The 17279-nt window shown below is 47.1% G+C and carries 21 protein-coding genes; 15 read left to right on the forward strand and 6 right to left on the reverse strand.

Annotated features, from left to right (window positions below; translation table 11 throughout):
- Positions 1 to 64: 64 nt before the first annotated feature.
- On the reverse strand, positions 65 to 286 hold the full coding sequence (locus tag G3255_RS03255; RefSeq protein ID WP_211653264.1) for an SHOCT domain-containing protein: 222 nt from the start codon (positions 284 to 286) through the stop codon (positions 65 to 67).
- 142 nt (positions 287 to 428) lie between these two features.
- Here G3255_RS03255 and G3255_RS03260 point away from each other — a divergent pair, with 142 nt between their 5' ends.
- The 5 genes from G3255_RS03260 to G3255_RS03280 all read left to right on the forward strand — a co-directional run bounded on the left by G3255_RS03260 (position 429) and on the right by G3255_RS03280 (position 4314).
- The gene (locus G3255_RS03260; RefSeq protein WP_211653265.1) at positions 429 to 983 is read left to right on the forward strand and encodes a GNAT family N-acetyltransferase; all 555 of its coding nucleotides are present in this window, start codon (positions 429 to 431) and stop codon (positions 981 to 983) included.
- 92 nt (positions 984 to 1075) lie between these two features.
- Entirely contained in the window at positions 1076 to 1366 is a 291-nt protein-coding gene (locus tag G3255_RS03265; protein ID WP_211653266.1) for a DUF5316 family protein, read from the forward strand.
- Between the two features lie 18 nt (positions 1367 to 1384).
- Positions 1385 to 2143 (forward strand): class I SAM-dependent methyltransferase, encoded by a 759-nt coding sequence (locus tag G3255_RS03270; RefSeq protein WP_211653267.1) that lies wholly within the window; start codon positions 1385 to 1387, stop codon positions 2141 to 2143.
- Positions 2144 to 2392: 249 nt separating this feature from the next.
- Positions 2393 to 3331, forward strand: a complete 939-nt coding sequence (locus G3255_RS03275; RefSeq protein WP_211653268.1) for a magnesium transporter CorA family protein — start codon at positions 2393 to 2395, stop codon at positions 3329 to 3331.
- Between the two features lie 485 nt (positions 3332 to 3816).
- Positions 3817 to 4314: a GerW family sporulation protein gene (locus G3255_RS03280; protein WP_211653269.1), complete on the forward strand. Its 498-nt coding sequence runs from the start codon at positions 3817 to 3819 to the stop codon at positions 4312 to 4314.
- Positions 4315 to 4395: 81 nt separating this feature from the next.
- Here G3255_RS03280 and G3255_RS03285 read toward each other — a convergent pair whose 3' ends face one another.
- Together G3255_RS03285 and G3255_RS03290 are read right to left on the reverse strand one after the other, a co-directional pair.
- A complete protein-coding gene (locus G3255_RS03285; RefSeq protein WP_211653270.1) occupies positions 4396 to 4599 on the reverse strand; it encodes a hypothetical protein in 204 nt (67 codons plus the stop codon).
- Between the two features lie 229 nt (positions 4600 to 4828).
- The gene (locus tag G3255_RS03290; RefSeq protein WP_211653271.1) at positions 4829 to 5323 is read right to left on the reverse strand and encodes a hypothetical protein; all 495 of its coding nucleotides are present in this window, start codon (positions 5321 to 5323) and stop codon (positions 4829 to 4831) included.
- Positions 5324 to 5571: 248 nt separating this feature from the next.
- Between G3255_RS03290 and G3255_RS03295 the strand changes: the two genes are divergently transcribed.
- From G3255_RS03295 to G3255_RS03320, 6 genes are all read left to right on the forward strand, one after another.
- Positions 5572 to 6609 (forward strand): hypothetical protein, encoded by a 1038-nt coding sequence (locus tag G3255_RS03295; protein ID WP_211653272.1) that lies wholly within the window; start codon positions 5572 to 5574, stop codon positions 6607 to 6609.
- Positions 6610 to 6760: 151 nt separating this feature from the next.
- Positions 6761 to 7483 (forward strand): hypothetical protein, encoded by a 723-nt coding sequence (locus G3255_RS03300; RefSeq protein ID WP_211653273.1) that lies wholly within the window; start codon positions 6761 to 6763, stop codon positions 7481 to 7483.
- 15 nt (positions 7484 to 7498) lie between these two features.
- Positions 7499 to 7888, forward strand: a complete 390-nt coding sequence (locus G3255_RS03305) for a GntR family transcriptional regulator (RefSeq protein ID WP_349291406.1) — start codon at positions 7499 to 7501, stop codon at positions 7886 to 7888.
- A gap of 3 nt (positions 7889 to 7891) precedes the next feature.
- Positions 7892 to 8737: an ABC transporter ATP-binding protein gene (locus G3255_RS03310; RefSeq protein ID WP_211653275.1), complete on the forward strand. Its 846-nt coding sequence runs from the start codon at positions 7892 to 7894 to the stop codon at positions 8735 to 8737.
- 23 nt (positions 8738 to 8760) lie between these two features.
- Positions 8761 to 9693 (forward strand): ABC transporter ATP-binding protein, encoded by a 933-nt coding sequence (locus G3255_RS03315; RefSeq protein ID WP_211653276.1) that lies wholly within the window; start codon positions 8761 to 8763, stop codon positions 9691 to 9693.
- Positions 9686 to 10894 carry an ABC transporter permease gene (locus tag G3255_RS03320; protein WP_211653277.1) on the forward strand — a complete coding sequence of 403 codons (1209 nt, stop codon included), beginning with the start codon at positions 9686 to 9688 and terminating at the stop codon, positions 10892 to 10894. The genes G3255_RS03315 and G3255_RS03320 overlap by 8 nt, the downstream gene beginning before the upstream one ends.
- Before the next feature lie 66 nt (positions 10895 to 10960).
- Here the strand turns inward: G3255_RS03320 and G3255_RS03325 are convergent, their stop codons facing one another.
- Complete coding sequence (locus tag G3255_RS03325; RefSeq protein WP_211653278.1) at positions 10961 to 11812, reverse strand: SDR family oxidoreductase; 852 nt, start codon at positions 11810 to 11812, stop codon at positions 10961 to 10963.
- Positions 11813 to 12193: 381 nt separating this feature from the next.
- Between G3255_RS03325 and G3255_RS03330 the strand changes: the two genes are divergently transcribed.
- Complete coding sequence (locus tag G3255_RS03330) at positions 12194 to 13183, forward strand: NAD(P)-dependent alcohol dehydrogenase (RefSeq protein ID WP_211653279.1); 990 nt, start codon at positions 12194 to 12196, stop codon at positions 13181 to 13183.
- A 98-nt stretch (positions 13184 to 13281) separates the two neighbouring features.
- Here G3255_RS03330 and G3255_RS03335 read toward each other — a convergent pair whose 3' ends face one another.
- Positions 13282 to 13860, reverse strand: coding sequence for a biotin transporter BioY (locus G3255_RS03335; RefSeq protein ID WP_211653280.1), 579 nt, complete (start codon positions 13858 to 13860; stop codon positions 13282 to 13284).
- A 248-nt stretch (positions 13861 to 14108) separates the two neighbouring features.
- Here G3255_RS03335 and G3255_RS03340 point away from each other — a divergent pair, with 248 nt between their 5' ends.
- The 3 genes from G3255_RS03340 to G3255_RS03350 are packed head-to-tail and all read left to right on the forward strand — an operon-like array spanning position 14109 to position 16028.
- Entirely contained in the window at positions 14109 to 14651 is a 543-nt protein-coding gene (locus G3255_RS03340; RefSeq protein WP_211655741.1) for a bifunctional transcriptional activator/DNA repair enzyme AdaA, read from the forward strand.
- Positions 14644 to 15546: a DNA-3-methyladenine glycosylase family protein gene (locus G3255_RS03345; RefSeq protein ID WP_211653281.1), complete on the forward strand. Its 903-nt coding sequence runs from the start codon at positions 14644 to 14646 to the stop codon at positions 15544 to 15546. Before G3255_RS03340 ends, G3255_RS03345 begins: the two co-directional genes overlap by 8 nt.
- Positions 15543 to 16028: a methylated-DNA--[protein]-cysteine S-methyltransferase gene (locus G3255_RS03350; RefSeq protein WP_211653282.1), complete on the forward strand. Its 486-nt coding sequence runs from the start codon at positions 15543 to 15545 to the stop codon at positions 16026 to 16028. Before G3255_RS03345 ends, G3255_RS03350 begins: the two co-directional genes overlap by 4 nt.
- A 33-nt stretch (positions 16029 to 16061) precedes the next feature.
- Here the strand turns inward: G3255_RS03350 and G3255_RS03355 are convergent, their stop codons facing one another.
- Complete coding sequence (locus tag G3255_RS03355) at positions 16062 to 17144, reverse strand: AI-2E family transporter (protein WP_211653283.1); 1083 nt, start codon at positions 17142 to 17144, stop codon at positions 16062 to 16064.
- Positions 17145 to 17279 lie beyond the last annotated feature (135 nt).

The following is a 17279-nucleotide window of genomic DNA, read 5'->3' on the forward strand; positions in this document are numbered from 1 at the left end:
GCTAAGGTTTTTTTGACTTACAGTGGATTGCGAACTTATTTAACACTCTGTAGCTGATGGGATTCTATCCATTTTTGCGCAGTCCGGGCTTTTGTTCAAGTTCTTTCATGCGTTTGCGAAACTCGTCTTCCGACAGCTCGCCGCGTGAAAAGCGTTCTTTCAATAACCGGGCTTCGTGATGGGGGGCGGGCAGTTTATGCGGTTTATGGCGAATGAAAAACAATACGAGGCACAGGACGATAAGCACGACCATCAAAGCGACGAGCACAGTAAAGAGCCAGAACATAAGCGTTCACTCCGTTTGCTTTCTTTTCTTTTAGTTTACGCTATTAAATTGAAAATTGCGTCTTTTTAATACAGAGAAAATAAATCCATGTAAGATACTGGATATGCTAAGCTTATGGATAATTCAAAAAGGGGGAAGCGGCATGTTTATACATAAGATTGATGAAGAGGTAGCGTTGAAATTGGTCGAGATGCAAGACGCGGAACGGGTTTTTCAATTGACGGACCGTTCGCGTGCTGTACTGAAGGAATGGCTGCCATGGCTCGATCACACGAAAACCGTCGAGGATACGAAAAATTTCATCCAGTCCGGCGCCGAAAGTTTCGCACTCGGCAAAAGCTTGAATTGCGCAATCGTCTACCGCGGCGAACTGGCCGGAATCGCTGGTTTCAACGAAATCAATGAAGCGAAACAGACGGCCTATATTGGCTATTGGCTCGATACCGAATACCAGGGAAAAGGCATCATGACAAGGGTAGCCGGAGCGCTGACGGATTATGCGTTAACAGAGCGCGGGCTCAATAAAGTCGAGATCCGCGCAGCGGTCGACAACGAGAAAAGCCGCAACATTCCAATCCGCCTCGGCTTTACGCAAGAAGGCATAATCCGCCAAGGAGAATGGCTATACGATCATTTTGTCGACAGTGTCGTCTACGGCATGCTGAAATCGGAATGGCCATCTGAAAAAGGCGAATGAAGTTCCCACATCTTTTTTTGCGCAATGTTTCCCACAGCCTTCCTCATTTAGTAAAATAAGAAGGAAACTAGAAATACAGGAGGAATACTATTATGAAGCACTTTCTACTCGGCCTTCTCGTATCAGGCCTGATCGCACTCATCGCTTTCCTGGCGGATGACTGGGCGCTGTTGTTCCCGATCGCTGGCGCAGTCGCCGTCATCGCACTCGTCTGGGCGGTCATTTCGTCCATCACGGCAGGCAAGCAAGTGAAATCTTCATTCAACACGAGTTCTGAACGCCGCCGGGCACAGCAGGCGCGCAACGCCAAAGTGAAAAACCTCGTGTTGTTCGCGTTGCCGAATTTGGTCTTGGCGCTCGTCGGATTGTTCATACTTTCCTAAACGAAAGAGGGGGATGTCATGCTCAGCTATTATAGTTCCTTGTCCGCGGAAGTGTACGACCTCGATAAGCCGATCGGCAAATCGTTCGGCGATGTCGAGTTCTACAGGGAGCGGCTTGCTGGAAATGAAGGGCGCATTTTAGAACCGGCCACCGGGACCGGCCGCTTGCTCGTGCCGCTGCTGGAAGACGGCCTTCACATCGACGGCTTTGACAGTTCGCCTGAAATGCTCGATATTTGCCGCGTCCATTGCAAAGAACGCGGCTTGCATCCGAAATTATTCGAAGCGGATATGGAAACTTTCCGCATCGACGTCGAATACGACGCCATCATTTTGCCTGCAGGAACGTTCCAGCTGCTTGCGGGGCGCGAACAGGCGATCAAAGCCTTGAAGAATTTCCGCAAACACTTGGCACCGGGCGGACGGTTGCTCGTCGATTTGTACGTCCCGCAAGGCTTCGAAGTCGACCGGCCGAGAACACGGACTTGGCAGACGAAAGCCGGCGAAGTCATCACGCTTGAGAGCAAGACCGTCGAAGTCGATTGGATCAAGCAGTATTCCGTCTCCCATAACCGCTACGAGAAGTGGCAAGGCGGCAAGCTAATTCAAACCGAACTCGAACGCTTCCCGATGCGCTGGTACGGCGTCGAGGAATTCAAGCTTCTGCTTGGCAGCCAAGGGTTTGAAGACATCATCGTCTCGTCCAATTACGAATACGGGCAATACCCGAAAAACGCTCAGCATGCCGTCACTTTTGAAGCAATCGCACATATTTGAAGACCAAAAGCTGTTTGGAAAAATTCCAAACAGCTTTTTATTTGCCTGAAATTGTATGTATGGCTGGCTAATGGTGTTTCATTCCACTCATGAGAATCTAAAATGAAATTGCAGCTTTTCGAAAAAGTTAGATTTGCAGCTAATTCGGGTAAACTCGTAAAGGTCTGGAAGTAAAATCGCTGTAGCCACAATCATAGGAAGTTTCTAGATAAGCGAGGCTTTCAGACAGAAAGAAAAGGGGGATCGAGCATGATTACAATACATAAAACCTCTGCTGGCGGAGATTTACAAACAATTGATACCTTCGAGAAGAATAGTTGGATCAATATGGTGGCGCCTTCACAAGAGGAGATCAGGGGAATAGTAGAACGCTTCAATATCCCTATCGAATTTTTAGAAGACCCATTGGATTTAGAAGAAAGCGCACGGATTGAATATGACGAAGAGACAAATTGCACATTGATCATTAACGACCTTCCAATTGTCGATGACAACAGCCCGCAGCTCGACTCTTATATTACAATCCCCATCGGCATCATTTTAGGGGGAGATTTTATCGTCACCATTTGCAGTCAAGCGACGAACTCCGTGGAAAACGTCATCAAGAAAAACGTGAATACGTCGATGAAAAATCGCTTTGCGCTCGAAGTGTTATTGTCGATTTCTACCCAGTACATAGTGAAGTTGAAGAAATTGAACAAACAGCGCCTCAAAATCGAAAGCAATTTGAAGGATTCCTTAACGAACAAGCAACTCTATAAGATCATGGAGATCGAAAAAAGCTTGGTGTACTTCCTGACCTCATTAAAAGCGAATGGCGATGTCATCACGAAGTTGTTCCGTACGCATTCCATAAAGTTGTATGAAGACGATGAAGACCTGTTGGAAGATGTGAAAATCGAAAACAACCAAGGAATTGAAACGACCGAGCTGTATACCAGAATCTTGGACAGCATCACGGGTTCGTATTCTTCACTCATATCGAATGAATTGAACAATACCATGAAAACCTTGACCCTTTTCACAGTTTTCTTAACCCTACCGACTTTGATCTTCAGCTTTTTCGGCATGAACGTGGCATTGCCTATTTCCGGGCAGGAGCCTGGTTCATGGATTACGACACTGGCATTGTCAGCCATATTGATGCTTGTGATCGCCATTTCTTTATGGAAGAGAAGGATATTCTAATTTCGTATAGTATTTTCCGAAGCTTATCGCTCGCTTTCCGCGGGCGGGAATCGAGCCTCCTCGTCACTGCGTTCCTGCGGGGTCTCTCAAACCCGTCGCTTCGCTGCTCCCGCAGGAAAGATAAGGTCGAACTACGTGAGATCTTATCTTTGCGAAGTAATGCGTAGCATTATTGAGCAGAAGGTTTTACGAGCGAACGCTTCTCCAAATGCTGAGATAGTTCATTGGCTTTTGATTGCCAAAAAGGTGATTCCCTTTTCGATTCATAGCGGATTATGGACCTCTTCAACACGCTAAAAAACGCCTGGAGATAAATCCAGGCGTTTTTTATATGTTTTTTAACTGGGATTCATCAATAAAAATTAGAGGGTTAGTAGCAGGCGGGGCGAATGTATATACTAACAATCGACAGTGCGGATTTATGCCGCTTGCCATTACTGCTGCCTTGGCCATGAGAATTCATCGTCAAAAAAGGAGTGTAGAACATGGAGGAAAAAGAAATAATCCCGTTCCAATCGTCTCCGGTACGACCGATTTTCGAAAAGTTTTCAAGTGCGCGTGATGTGTCGCTCGTCTACGGCGACCCGATCGAGATGCAAGGCAGGACCATCATTCCAGTCGCGAGAATCAGGTATAGCGTAGGAGCAGGTGCTGGCGGCGGCTATGAACGGGAAGACAAAGATTCGGAATCGCCTGGCTTCGAGGAATTTGAAGGCGGCCACGGGGAAGGCGCAGGCGGCTCGTTCTCAGTGAAGCCTGTCGGCATTTACGACGTGACAGCGGAAAAAACCGTCTACCGGCCGATTGTCCCGATTGAACTCATCGTCATGTTGCCATTGATGATGACCGGACTCGGGTTCTTGATGGCTGCGAGCCAGAACAAAAACAAAGGCGGCAAGCACAAAAAGCGCATGCAAGCCGGGAAGCGCTGCGAAAAGAAAGGGAAAGGCAAGAAGGTGAAAGGGTTGGGGCATAGCGGCTGAAGTGGAATGAGATAGTGATTAAAGCGAAAACCACCAGGGGATTGATACCCTGGTGGTTTTTCTTGAGGTAGAGCACTCATTCTAATTCGTGCCAAGTAATTGAATAACCGGTGCTTCAGAAGAAATGACATCCACTTGATGTTCCATACAGGAAAACGAGAAATGCTGATAGCTGATTTCTTCTTGGCTTTCCCGTTCCTTCAAATTCGTCCGATTCTCCAAATAAGTGAGAAGATCAGACTGTTGATAAATGCGATAAGCAAGTTCTGTATCAGAATCAGACATTCTTGTGAACTCTTCGGAAGTTACGGAATAAATGACATATGAACCGAAATCAATATGCCATCTATCCACTTTACCAGAGAGGTTTAGGAGCAAGTCTGTTTCATTCTCGCTGCCGCGCATAGAAATACGCAATGCGGACCCCGGAAGTCTCGTTTCTGCAAATCCTTCAAAGGCTATAAAGTAATCTTCTCGTGATAGCAATCCCGAACCTTTCATCAAATCGATCCTTTCATTGAGTGTTAATAACAGGGGAAGGAGCGAAAAGCCGGTTCGAGGCGAAAAATAACAGGACCGGCGGCAGCAAGGTGAATAAGGACAGCACACCTGCTAGTGAGAACAGCACGGCGGGCACGAAGCGGTTAAGATTGATTGTTAATAAACCGCCAACACTCAATAATGCAGATGCGACGAGTAAGTAAAAAGGATAGAAGAGCAGTTGTTTGGCGCCCGCCACTACATCGGCGGCGAATATTTCCGAGTTCATCATTGCTTCTGTACGTGTCATTTCCCGCTGTACTTTCGGATCATTCTGGAATAGCTCTGTTAATTGATTTTGAGCAATTTGGCTGTCATCAAGCGAGAAAATCAAGAAGCCTGACAAGCCTGCGCATACCAGCAATAGCGCGAGAGAAGCGATTGCTAGTTTAACCGGAGTGAATAAACTTTCGATTGAGATGATGAACCCTCCTTTAAAATAATCGGTTGTATACCACTTCGATAGCAATTTGGAAATTCCTGCTATTTATAGGAGAGGTGGAAAGACAAAAAAGGATTCTTTAATGACGTGTCTTAAAAGGCTGCATTGCCAAACTTTAAACAAAAGGTATAACTTTCAAAAAAATTAGTGAAACTATATTTAAATTTCCTGAAATCCATATATATGCATTTTTATATATTTTCTGGAAAAATATCCACTAAAAAGCTTTAAGGAATCAGTCGACGGGGTACGTGAATAGCAAGGAGGCGTTATGAGTGAGCAATATAAACAAACTGGCTGGAATGACTTTTGCCGTATTTTTACTCGCAAGCTGCCAAGAAACTGAAAATCCACCGCCTAGCACAGAGGACTCAGGTTCTCCAAGTGAAACAACACCTGACGAAGAAGAAACAGTAGAAGCAAAGGAAAGTAACGAAGATAGCCAAGACAATGAGGATAAAGAAGCGTCAGATGACTCGAGTGACAGTACAGATGACGATCCTTCAGATGGCTTTGAAGAAACTCAGGCGAGTCCATCCTTTTCCATCGAGACATATTCATATGTCACAAAAACCGGCTATCTCACCGCATTCAACATTGAACGCGGTGAGGATGAAGAGGGCATAGCTGAAAAAAGCTTGATGCAATCTCTGATTGAAAACGATCCTACCACATTAGAAATTCTGGGATCTTATGCTGAGTTGACTGTGGATATGCCGACGCTTAACGTGAAATTTACGGAAGAGGATGGAGGTGCATTATCCACAACTTCTGCGCAAACGACCTTTTTCTATAGTTCATTGTTTGGAATCAGTGATCTCTATGGCATTGAAGAAATTGTGTTTACCAATCCCGAGGGCGAAGAAAATGTCATTGTAGCTCAGCGCTTAGTGGACAAGCCCTTGATTGTTGAAGAAGAAAGAGGTATTTCGCGCGGTTACTATACAATGTACGACAAAGAGCTGGAGCAGACCAACTTCTTAGCTGGCGTGGATGTGGGAGAGCAAGTGGCGGATGAAAACGGTGGACCCTTGTCCTTTCCTGAAACAGTGGAAGTGATGAAGACAGCGGACCAGGAAGGGGCCACTTACTCATCAGCCATAGTGGAAGGATTGGAAGTGGTTGACGCCTCACTCGAAAACGATACGGCTACAGTTCGCTTCACATCAGATGAAGAAACAGTCACAGAACCCGACCTGATCGTCTTCGAAACCGCAATGCAATTGGCAGCCCTTGACTTTCAGGCAGAGCAACTTCGTTTAATAAACGAAACCTTAGAAGAAAGCATCACGTACCCGTTTGCGGTGAAGTAAAGATTAATAAGGATAAAAAAGGCTTGGAGAAAACCAGGCCTTTTTTTTATGTCTTGATTTTATCCAGGTAAATGGATTGACTATACTTAAAAAACGTTATACTGTGTATATGAGTATAAACAGTATAACAGTTAAGAGGGAGTGTTTATAAATGAATGACTGGAATCTAGCATACCGTTTGGCAACTTTCGAAATAAAAGCGTCGTTGCGCAATTTATTATTAATCCTGGCTTTTTATATCGCAATGAGCCTGATTTTTATGCTGTCGTTCGATGTGTATCTAGAAGGTGAGTTTAAAGGTTTTGACTTGATGTTCCTATTGGTGTTCTTCATGTTTCCGTCTTGGATGAAAGGAAAGGAATTTCAAATGCAGAAAATGGATGGGAATCTATGGTCGTCCCCGCCGGTCATCATGCTCCAGCAATTGCCGATAAGCAAAAACACAATTGTCAAAAGCCGCTTTATCATCCATGCGTTCTGTTCGTTTCCATTCCAATTGATCCTGCTGATCGCCATGCCACTCATGTCGGACAATTTTCGCGAAGCAATGACGCCTATTTCTTACCTTGTGTTCGTGCTGACGTGGCTTGCCATTTCGATTGCGGTCGGCTTTATGATGGCCGCCAGTGAAGCGGGAGGGAATTTTAGGATGAAAGAGATTGTGCTGTCGTTCATCTATATCTTGGTCGCGGCAGCCGCCATCTACTTGTTGTTCCCCATGCTTTCGGGCGGCGGATTAGTCGAGTGGACAATGGCGATTGCTGTGGACTGGCCGCTGCTGACGGGCACCACAGCTGTGCTCCTCATGATTGCCGGTTGGAAATACTGGCAGGCGGATATGAGAAAGACAATGAAGAAAACGGATTATCTGTGAGAGGAGGGCTTGCTTTTGCTGCCAATACGTTTATCCAAAGATTCCCGCGAACCGATTTATCACCAAATTGAAAAGCAGCTGAAAGCCTTGATTGCGGGAGGCCATTTGGTTGCGGGTTCGCCGCTTCCGTCAATCCGCGCATTATCGAAAGATCTGGAAATCAGCGTCATCACGATAAGGCGCGCTTATCAGGACCTCGAAGCGCAGGGCTTTATCCAAACGCTTCACGGCAAAGGGACCTTTGTTGCGGAAATACAAAATACGACCAAGCAGCAAGTGATGACCGATTCGGTGGAAAAGGAATTTGAACAGGCCATCCGCAATGCGATGGACTATGACTATACAGTTGATGACATCAAGCGTGTTTTTGAAGAAACCTTAAGCAAGCTGAAGGAGGGAAAATAACGGATGATTCCATGGATTGAATTAACGCAAGTCAATAAGCAAATCGATGACTTCCGGCTGGGACCGATCGACTTAGCCATCGAGCCCGGCACGATTACCGCCCTAGTCGGCAATAACGGTTCCGGGAAAAGCACCTTGCTGAAGCTGATTATGAACCTGGCCAACGTGGATACAGGAGATATCCAAGTGTTCGGCAAACCGGTGGACGGAGAAGACGAAAGTTGGAAAAAGCACGTCACTTTCCTGCCTCAAACTCCCGTTGGCTGGAATGCTTATACAGGAAATGATTTGAAAAACCTGATTGCTCCGCTCTATCCAAAATGGGAGGACGCTCTTTTTGAACATACGATACAGCTCTTAGGCATCCCGCTGGATAAGCGCTTCGGCAAATTATCACCGGGCATGCAGCAAAAGTTGAGTTTGTCGCTGGCCTTGCCTCGCAATACGGATATCCTTATTTTAGATGAACCGACCGCTTCTCTGGATATTCCTTCTAAAAACTTGGTGATGGATTTATTGGTCGACTGGATGGAGCGGGAAGACCGGGCTGTCATTTTGACGACCCATCAGCCCGAAAGCCTCCGCAAACTGGCGGACTATCTATTCTTGATAAAAGATGGCCAGGCAATCGGGAATTACGAAAAAGACCAGCTCGTCAGCCGATTTCGCCGCTACTGGCTGACGGAAATGCCTGCTGAAGCAGTACCTGGAGAACGATCGCGCTCCGGCCGGCAACTTGTATCCGATAATTTAGAGGGCACAGAAAAATACTGTGCGAAACACGGGATCGGGATTGTAGACGACAAAGCTCTGGAACTGGAAGAAATTATTAGCCTGTTACTGATATGAACCAAAAAGAGAGGATGAGGGAAATGGAGACCATGCTCACCGTAGAAAGATTGGGAAAATTTTTCAAAGACAAGCAAATCATTTCGAATATCTCGTTTGAAGTGAAACAAGGGGAAATCATGGCGTTGCTTGGGCCGAACGGGGCAGGAAAATCGACCACAATCCGCAATATCATGGGCATCATGTATCCGGATGAAGGGGCCATCACGTTCCGCAATAGTACAAATAACGAGATCCCCCGCAATAAAATCGGCTATTTGCCAGAAGAGCGAGGCTTGTACAAAAACGTCAAAGTGATGGATATCCTGCTATACCTGGCGGAGCTGAAGGATTATCCGCTGAACCGCGCCAAAGAACGGGCGTTGGAATTCTTAAAGAAATTTGGCTTGGAAGGCAAAGACAATGTGTCAGTCGAGGAATTGTCGAAAGGGATGGGGCAGAAAGTGCAATTTATCGCTTCGATTCTTCACGAACCCGAACTGCTCATTTTAGATGAACCGTTTTCAGGACTCGACCCGGTCAGCCAGGAATTATTCAAAGACGAAATCCGCTCATTGGCCAAAAACGGCACGGCGATTTTATTATCCTCCCACCAAATGAATCTTGTCGAGGAAATGGCGGACCGCTTATTCTTGATTCATCGCGGAACCAAAGTCATCTCGGGAAGCTTGAGTGAAGTGAAAAAGGAATACGCCAACTTTAAATGCACCATCCATGGAAACAATAGCCATGAAGTGCTGGAAAGCTTGCCGGAAGTGGAACGGGTCGAACATAGCGAGGAAGCGGCGGTGCTGTATCTGTCGAAGCGTGTGCAACCGGCGATTTGGTTAAGAAACCTGCCGGAACAACTCGAAGTCCAAGAATTATCGATTGACCGGATTTCACTCCACGAAATCTTCATCGATATCGCTACGGACAAAAACCTATTGAAGGAAGCGGGGGAGTTGCATGCATAACACGAAGAAAGTCGCAAAATGGGAAATCAAACGCAATATGAAAAGCAAGTCGTTCATCATCGGCTTGTTTCTGACGCCAATTATTTTCCTGGCCTTCCTGTTGTTGCCGGAATTGTTCAGCTCAGACGATGAACCAGCAACGACGACGGTTTATGTCAACGACCAGCTTGGTGTCTACGAGCAATTAGAAGCAGCTGCAGCGAACACAGAATGGAATATGGAACCGACGGACAGCACCCAACAGGAAGCTGAGGCGGCACTTGAAGAAGAGACGGACGCTGCCTATATTTTCATCGGTGAACAATCGGTCGAAAGCGGCACAGTACCTGTCTATACGAACGATGAAACGAGTGACGCCTTCATGGATGAAGTCCAGCTGCTTGGCGGGCCATTGCAAATGGTGCAAATCGAGCAGCTCGGCCTGACAGCGGAAGAAGCAAGGACAGTCGCACAAAGTATCGTCTTTGAAGACGCTTCGAATGAACCAGAAGAAGCGGGCCTGTTCAGTGAATCGATGCTCGAGCGCGTGGTGCCAGGGGCGTTTGCGGCTGTTGTCATGTTGTCGATCGTCTTCACGGGCATGGCGATTTTCCAAAGTGCTTCCCAGGAGAAGAAAGACAAAATAGCAGAAATCATCCTGTCATCACTGACGCCGGCTGAGCTGATGCAAGGCAAAATCATCGGCTATTTCGTGCTCGGCCTCATTCAGGTGGTCGTCTATGTATTGATTGCGCTGCCGGTGCTCATTTGGCGAGTCGATGTTCCGATCGTGGAGTATTTGTTCGTTCCTGAATTACTGGTCCTATTGCTCATCGCCATTCTCGGCTACCTCTTGTATGCAGCAATATTTGTCGGAATCGGCGCAACGATGGCCGACATCTCGACTGCAGGGAATTTCCAAGGCATGGTCATGATGCTGCCATTCAGCCCATTTCTGTTCATCGGCCCGGTATTCAACGATCCAAGCGGCATTTGGGCACAAATTGGAAGCTATATCCCGTTCACCGCACCTGGTGTCCTCATTATGCGCTTGTCGTTGCTGGAACAATGGCCATGGGTGGAAATCGTGATCGCCACTGCGATTCTGGCTATTAGCGTATGGGTCTTCATGAAACTCGCTGGCAAGATCTTCAAGATCGGCATACTCATGTATGGAAAAAATGCGACCCCGGGAGAAATCTGGAAGTGGGTCAGAACTTAATCAGTGAAATCATCCAGCCAGAAAAAAGCCCAGAGATCATGTCTCTGGGCTTTTCATATTCACATATTATTCAGCTGGAGTGCCGGGTTCGATCTCGTAGGATTTCTGAACGGTTTCGTTGCGCTCGCCCAGTCCTTCGTCGGTCGTTTTGCTCCACATGCCTTCCATGCGTTCCTTGACTTGTGGAATCATTTTTTCCGGAATGACGTTGCGGTATTGATTCGTTTCGCCAAGGATCACTTTGATCGACGGCTCGGTAACTTCTTTCGGATCGAACTGCTCGTAAGGGAAAGCGGCTTTCTCGTAGTCGAAGACCGTGTTTTCTGAATCGGACTGCCAGTTTTTCCATGTTTCAAACTCGCGGTCATTAAAGCCAGTCAAATATGGCCCTGGGTTGATGGTTGCCACTTCCACATTGAATTCCTGCAGCTCTTTGCTCAAGGCATCCGCGAAGGCTTCAGTTGCGTGTTTCGTTCCGCAATATGGCCCCATCAATGGATCTGCCATCAAGCCGGATACAGAAGAGACGAAGACGATACGGCCGGATTTCTTTTCGACCATTTGGCGCGCAAATCCTTTCGTCAATAAGGTCGGCCCAAAGAGGTTGACCTCGAATTGGTGGCGCAAGTTTTCTTCAGGGATATCGACAAGCGATCCACCTTCAGACACTGCCGCATTGTTCACCAAGACATCGATGTCCCATGTCCATGCTTTTTCGCGGTCTTTCGGATTCGTGACATCCAATTTCTCGATTTGCATCGATACGCCACGCTCTTTCGCTTCCTGCTCCAAAGCAGAAACCTGTGAAATGATTTCAACACCCGCGATGACGGATTTGCCTTTTTCCGCCAAGCTGAATGCAATATTTTTGCCAAATCCAGTGCCAGCACCGGTAATTAAGATTTTTTCGTTTGCCATTCAAAATTCCTCCTCGAGTTGTTTGTTGCTGCTGTTTTTACTTATATTTCCCCCACATACCCTTCCGGACTCTCTGGTCAAACGAAAAATAAGGGATTCTTTCGAAATTCAAGCGAAGAAATTAGCTGGATGAACAAGGGAGGTGACATGCCGGTTCGTTGTCAGTCACTAGAATTACAGGACAGGAAACCATGTAGTTGATCAAAATTGCTAAAAGCAACTAATAAGTATACTGTTGAGTTAATTTAAGTCGGAAAATTCTGATATAAATAATTCGTGACATCACGGCCGAAAATGTGTCATTCTGTTTGGCTATTGGAAAGAGGGAAAAATACCTGAAATAAGATACCTGGAGCTAAGCTATGAAGGAGGAGTTCGCCAATGAGAGCCAGCGTCCACGAAACCTATGGGCCGCCGGAAGTCATGGTCCTGAAAGAAGTGAAGAAACCGAGCCCGAAAGAAGATGAAATATTGATTAAGGTTCATGCAACAACAGTTACTTCTGGAGACTGCAAAGTGCGAGGGGCGGATCCATTTGCTGTCAGGCTGTTCTATGGATTGAAAAAACCAAAAATCGGGATATTGGGTTCTGAACTGTCCGGAGAAGTCGAAGAGATAGGGGAAAACGTCAAGTCATTTAAAAAAGGGGATTTGGTAGTGGGTGGAACAAATACAAAACTCGGCGCAAATGCCGAGTACGTATGCATCAAGGAAAAAGGCGCCATTGCCATCAAACCGGTGAATATGACATTTGAAGAGGCGGCCTCTGTTCCTTTTGGCGCCACCACCGCTTTGTTTTTCCTGCGGGATAAGGGGCATATCCAGAAAGGGCAAAAAGTGTTGATCTATGGTGCGTCGGGCAGCGTGGGCACTTATGCCGTCCAATTGGCTAAAATTTTTGGCGCAGAAGTTACAGCGGTGTGCAGTGGTAAAAATATTGAATTGGTAAAGTCATTAGGGGCTGATTATGCAATCGACTACACCTTGGAGGATTTTACCGATTCAGCTAAATCCTATGACGTGATCTTTGATACGGTAGGGAAAACTTCCTTTGCCCAATGCAAACGCGTCATGACCGAAAAAGGGATTTATTTAGCGACAGTTGCAGGAGTGCCTCAATTCGCGCAGATGTTTTCAACTTCGATCAGGGGTGGCAAGAAATTGATCAGCGGATTAGCCCCCATGCACAAGGAAGATTTGCTTTTCCTCATTGAATTGATTGAAGCCGGAAAGCTCAAATCCGTCATCGACCGAAGCTATCCTTTAGATCGAGTGGCTGAAGCCCATCGGTACGTGGAAACAGGGCATAAGCGGGGCAATGTAGTTATAAATGTGATAAAGCCTGACGAGCTTGCGGCTGTGAGTGATTAACAAAGCAGCCTTGTCCGAGCTTATTGTTCGAACGAAGGGAGAGTCAAAACCGAACGTCGGTTTTGACTCTCCCTTTCATTTTACAAATAATATGCTGTTCATAAAGAAGAATGATTCCGTGCTTCCAAACTAGGCAAAAGCTTCGCCGATGCCAAACGGTTTCTCACCGAGATGCCGATCCACGCAGCGAGCACGGCTTTGATAACCCCAACAAGGATGAACGGTAAGAATCCGCCCATAAAGGCGCCAGTCCAGGAAAGTTCAGCGAAGATCTTCAGCCAGACCGTTCCGAACGTTAAAGCTACGAACATGCCGAGGATGTTGGCAATGACTGCATTCATGACCGTAAAACCCATTTTTTCCAGGTAATAGCCGATGACAAAAGCGGTCGGGATGAACCCGAATAAATAACCGCCCGTCGGCCCGAACAAACTGCCCAAGCCGCCTGACATTTGCGCGAATACCGGGATACCGGCGGCGCCGATTGCGAGATAAACCAAGATGGACAATGTGCCATAGCGTGCGCCCAAAATCGTGGCAGCAAGCCCGATCGCCAAAGTTTGCCCGGTAATCGGCACGAGCGGCAAGGGAATGGTGACTTGAGCGAGTATGCCGATAATGGCGGCGAACAAAGCTGTCACGATCATCATCCGTAGTTTTTTGTTTGATTCTGTCATGAGAAAACGTCCTTTCGATTTGAGTTAACTAATTTTAATTATAAGTTAACTCAATAATATCTGAACGGGCGAGAAGGTGTCAATAAGCTTTTGGCCAATCAACAACTAGCCGAAACTCCCGGCTTCAGACCATAAGTGCAAAAACGAGGACGAATGCTGAGGGATGCAATGATAAAATGAGAGGGATACTATAGAGAGTAAAGGAGGCGGCGGCTTTGGAAACAAAAACGAAGTTCACGTTCGATGAGATGTGGGAGAAGATCCTGGATTGCGACCGGAAATACGATGGCTTGTTTTTCACGTGCGTGAAGACGACGAAGATCTATTGCCGTCCGTCCTGCCGATCGCGCAAGCCGAAAAAGCGCAACGTGGAATTCTGTTTTTCCATTGATGAAGCGGAGACTCGCGGATTTCGGGCATGCAAAAGATGCCAGCCGGAAATCGAAAAGTCGCCTTATGTGGAATTCACCCAGCAAGTCATCGCTTTTTTAGCCGATCGTTACGAGCAGAAAATCGGATTGGAAGAAGTGGCCGCCCATGTCGGCATGAGCCCCTCTTATGTGGACCGGCTGTTCAAGCAGGAAACGGACGAAACACCGCGTTCTTATTTGGAGAAAATCCGCATCGATAAAGCGGCTCATTTACTCGCCAACACTGATAAAACGAATTTGGAGATTTGCCTCGAGACCGGCTTTCAAAGCACGTCTCATTTCTATAAAGTGTTCCGGCAGCTGAAACAGCAATCGCCGGGCCAATACCGGAAAGAGAAAGGAGCGCGACAGGATGGATAGCAAACCGGCAATAGAACGCCTGAAAATCCCCACGCCGGCCGATTTTAATTTCGCGGAATGCCTGGCCATTCTCGGCCGCTCCGATCAAGAGCTGCTTCATACGATTAAGGAAGAGCGCATCACCAAACTATTAGTCATTGAAGATGAACTAGTTTTGTTCGATTTGAGCCATTCCGGCGAGGCCTTGCACATTGAGTTTTTGCATCGTTCGCCGTCTGAACAAGGAAAACAGGCAGCCCTCCGTTATGTAATAGAATGGTTCGACCTGGAAACAGACCTGCAGCCGTTTTACGCAATGGCAGCGAGCGACCCGGTCCTTCGGGAAGTCGTGGAGAACCATGCGGGATTGCGCGTGATGGGCATGCCTGATTTATTTGAGGCATTCGCCTGGGCCATCACCGGCCAGCAGATCAATTTGACTTTCGCCTATACGTTGAAACGGCGCTTGATTGAACACTTCGGCACTTCGCTTACGGTAGATGGAGTCGATTATTGGGCCTTTCCATCTGCTGAAACCATCGCGTCGCTGGAAGTGGACCAATTAAGAACGCTGCAATTTTCCGGAAGAAAAGCGGAATACATCATCGGTATCGCCCGCGAACTTTCAGACGGGCGTCTCTTTAAAGACGAGCTGCTCGAAAAGACAGAGCAGCAAGTAGAAAAACAATTGGTGGCGATCCGGGGCGTCGGGCCGTGGTCCGCACATTACGTCATGATGAAATGCCTGCGCTTTAATTCCGCGTTTCCAATATCTGACGTCGGGCTGCACAATGCCTTGAAGCATCAATTGGGACTGGAGCGAAAACCGACCATTGCCGAGATTGAGAATTTAGCCGAAAACTGGACAGGCTGGCAAGCGTACGCAACATTTTATTTATGGAGGGTGTTATTATGAATGAACTGTATCAAGTCGATTATCCATCGCCGATTGGGATCGTTGAAATCACCGGCACCGAACAAGGCATCGTGTCGCTTTATTTTAGCGACCGCGAGCAGCCGCTGCATGCGGTGCAACCGGACACGCCTCAAGTGCTGAAAAACGCTTTACAGGAATTGGACGAATATTTCAAAGGACAGCGAACGGAATTTACCGTGCCGTGCATTTCTTCCGGCACCGAATTCCAGCAAAAAGTTTGGGCGGCGCTGCCTGATATTGCTTACGGCGAAACGGCTTCGTACCGCGATATCGCGGCAGCTGTCGGCAACGAGAAATCCGTGCGGGCAGTGGGGAATGCCAATAGCAAAAACAAAATCAGCATCATCATCCCATGCCACCGCATCATCGGGTCGAACGGCAAATTGACGGGATACGCGGGCAGCCTGACCCGTAAGGAATGGTTGTTGAAGCACGAGCGGGCGATAAAAGGTCAAGAATAAGCCGACTCTCGGGCGTTTCAAAACATGCTTGTTTCAGCGCAAAGCCGGGAATTTCAAGCGGATCAACCGGTAAATATTCTGTACGATGGCTTTACCTACAGCGTAAACGGGGATGACCAGGATCATGCCGATAATTCCAGCAAAGCTTGCACCGATGTACAGCAGAAAAATAATCGTCACTGGATGGACGGCAAGTTTATGGCCCATAACGTTCGGAGAAATGAGATTGCTCTCCAATTGCTGAATCACAAGAATGGCAATAGCTGTCCAAAGCGCCAGAACTGGTTCCTGTAAAAAGGCCACAACGAGTACCGGCACAGCGCCAATGAATGGCCCGAGAAATGGGATCAGATTGGTAAACAAGGAAACGAGCGCGAGTATAACGGCGTATTGCAAATCAAGGAGCATGTAAGCGATCAGGCTCAGAACGCCCACGAACAAACTGACAATTGCCTGTCCCTGAATATAAGCACTCAAGTTCTCATCCATATCCTGCAGAATTTTCCGTCCGTCCTCGCGTGAGTCTTGGGGAAGCACTTTCAGAAAGTGGTCCGGCAGGTGTTCGCCGTCTTTCAACAGGAAAAACAGTACAAACGGGACAATGACTAGCTTGGAGACGATACTGAGGACACTGGCTAAAAAGTCCATGAGGTTGGCTCCCAAGCCGGCAGAAGTGTTGAGGAAATTATCCATCAAAGTGGATGGCTGAAGTCCTGGCATGACTTCCTGCTCTTCGATGTAGCGCCACCATTCGCTTTCTAGCGCGATATTGACCCATTGCTGGACTCTTGCGGCGATAAGCGGGAAGTTATTGATCAGTGCCATGATTTGATTCGTCAGTATCGGTCCAAGCCAGGTGCCGAGAAAGAAGATGATAATTGTGAAGAGCGCAAAGATCGACAGAATAGCTGTTACGTGCCCCATACGTTTTTCCAACAGGCTGACAAGCGGACGGAAAATATAGTAGAGAATACCGCCGACAACAATCGTCGGGGCAATGGTTGAGAAGATGACGCGGAAAGGATAAAGCAGAAATGGCATGCGGGCAGCCAAATAAATGATGATCAATATGAGAACGACGCTGTATAAAAATAGAAACCATTTTGTTTTTGGCATACACTTTTCCTCCAAACCCGCCTGCTTTTTGAGCAAGCCTTTGTTTCCCTATTGCCTGTCACACAAGGCGTTAAACAACCAAAACAGGAAGTGCTTTATTTGAAATCAATAAAAACGCAGAACTTTCTCTTCTTG

The organism is Planococcus sp. MSAK28401 (assembly GCF_018283455.1).
GTDB lineage: Bacteria > Bacillota > Bacilli > Bacillales_A > Planococcaceae > Planococcus > Planococcus alpniumensis.

Coding starts and splice junctions, on each gene's coding strand:
- G3255_RS03255 (WP_211653264.1), bottom strand. CDS start 286: ATGTTCTGGCTCTTTACTGTGCTCGTCGCTTTGATGGTCGTGCTTATC.
- G3255_RS03260 (WP_211653265.1), top strand. CDS start 429: ATGTTTATACATAAGATTGATGAAGAGGTAGCGTTGAAATTGGTCGAG.
- G3255_RS03265 (WP_211653266.1), top strand. CDS start 1,076: ATGAAGCACTTTCTACTCGGCCTTCTCGTATCAGGCCTGATCGCACTC.
- G3255_RS03270 (WP_211653267.1), top strand. CDS start 1,385: ATGCTCAGCTATTATAGTTCCTTGTCCGCGGAAGTGTACGACCTCGAT.
- G3255_RS03275 (WP_211653268.1), top strand. CDS start 2,393: ATGATTACAATACATAAAACCTCTGCTGGCGGAGATTTACAAACAATT.
- G3255_RS03280 (WP_211653269.1), top strand. CDS start 3,817: ATGGAGGAAAAAGAAATAATCCCGTTCCAATCGTCTCCGGTACGACCG.
- G3255_RS03285 (WP_211653270.1), bottom strand. CDS start 4,599: ATGTCTGATTCTGATACAGAACTTGCTTATCGCATTTATCAACAGTCT.
- G3255_RS03300 (WP_211653273.1), top strand. CDS start 6,761: ATGAATGACTGGAATCTAGCATACCGTTTGGCAACTTTCGAAATAAAA.
- G3255_RS03310 (WP_211653275.1), top strand. CDS start 7,892: ATGATTCCATGGATTGAATTAACGCAAGTCAATAAGCAAATCGATGAC.
- G3255_RS03315 (WP_211653276.1), top strand. CDS start 8,761: ATGGAGACCATGCTCACCGTAGAAAGATTGGGAAAATTTTTCAAAGAC.
- G3255_RS03320 (WP_211653277.1), top strand. CDS start 9,686: ATGCATAACACGAAGAAAGTCGCAAAATGGGAAATCAAACGCAATATG.
- G3255_RS03325 (WP_211653278.1), bottom strand. CDS start 11,812: ATGGCAAACGAAAAAATCTTAATTACCGGTGCTGGCACTGGATTTGGC.
- G3255_RS03330 (WP_211653279.1), top strand. CDS start 12,194: ATGAGAGCCAGCGTCCACGAAACCTATGGGCCGCCGGAAGTCATGGTC.
- G3255_RS03335 (WP_211653280.1), bottom strand. CDS start 13,860: ATGACAGAATCAAACAAAAAACTACGGATGATGATCGTGACAGCTTTG.
- G3255_RS03340 (WP_211655741.1), top strand. CDS start 14,109: ATGTGGGAGAAGATCCTGGATTGCGACCGGAAATACGATGGCTTGTTT.
- G3255_RS03345 (WP_211653281.1), top strand. CDS start 14,644: ATGGATAGCAAACCGGCAATAGAACGCCTGAAAATCCCCACGCCGGCC.
- G3255_RS03350 (WP_211653282.1), top strand. CDS start 15,543: ATGAATGAACTGTATCAAGTCGATTATCCATCGCCGATTGGGATCGTT.
- G3255_RS03355 (WP_211653283.1), bottom strand. CDS start 17,144: ATGCCAAAAACAAAATGGTTTCTATTTTTATACAGCGTCGTTCTCATA.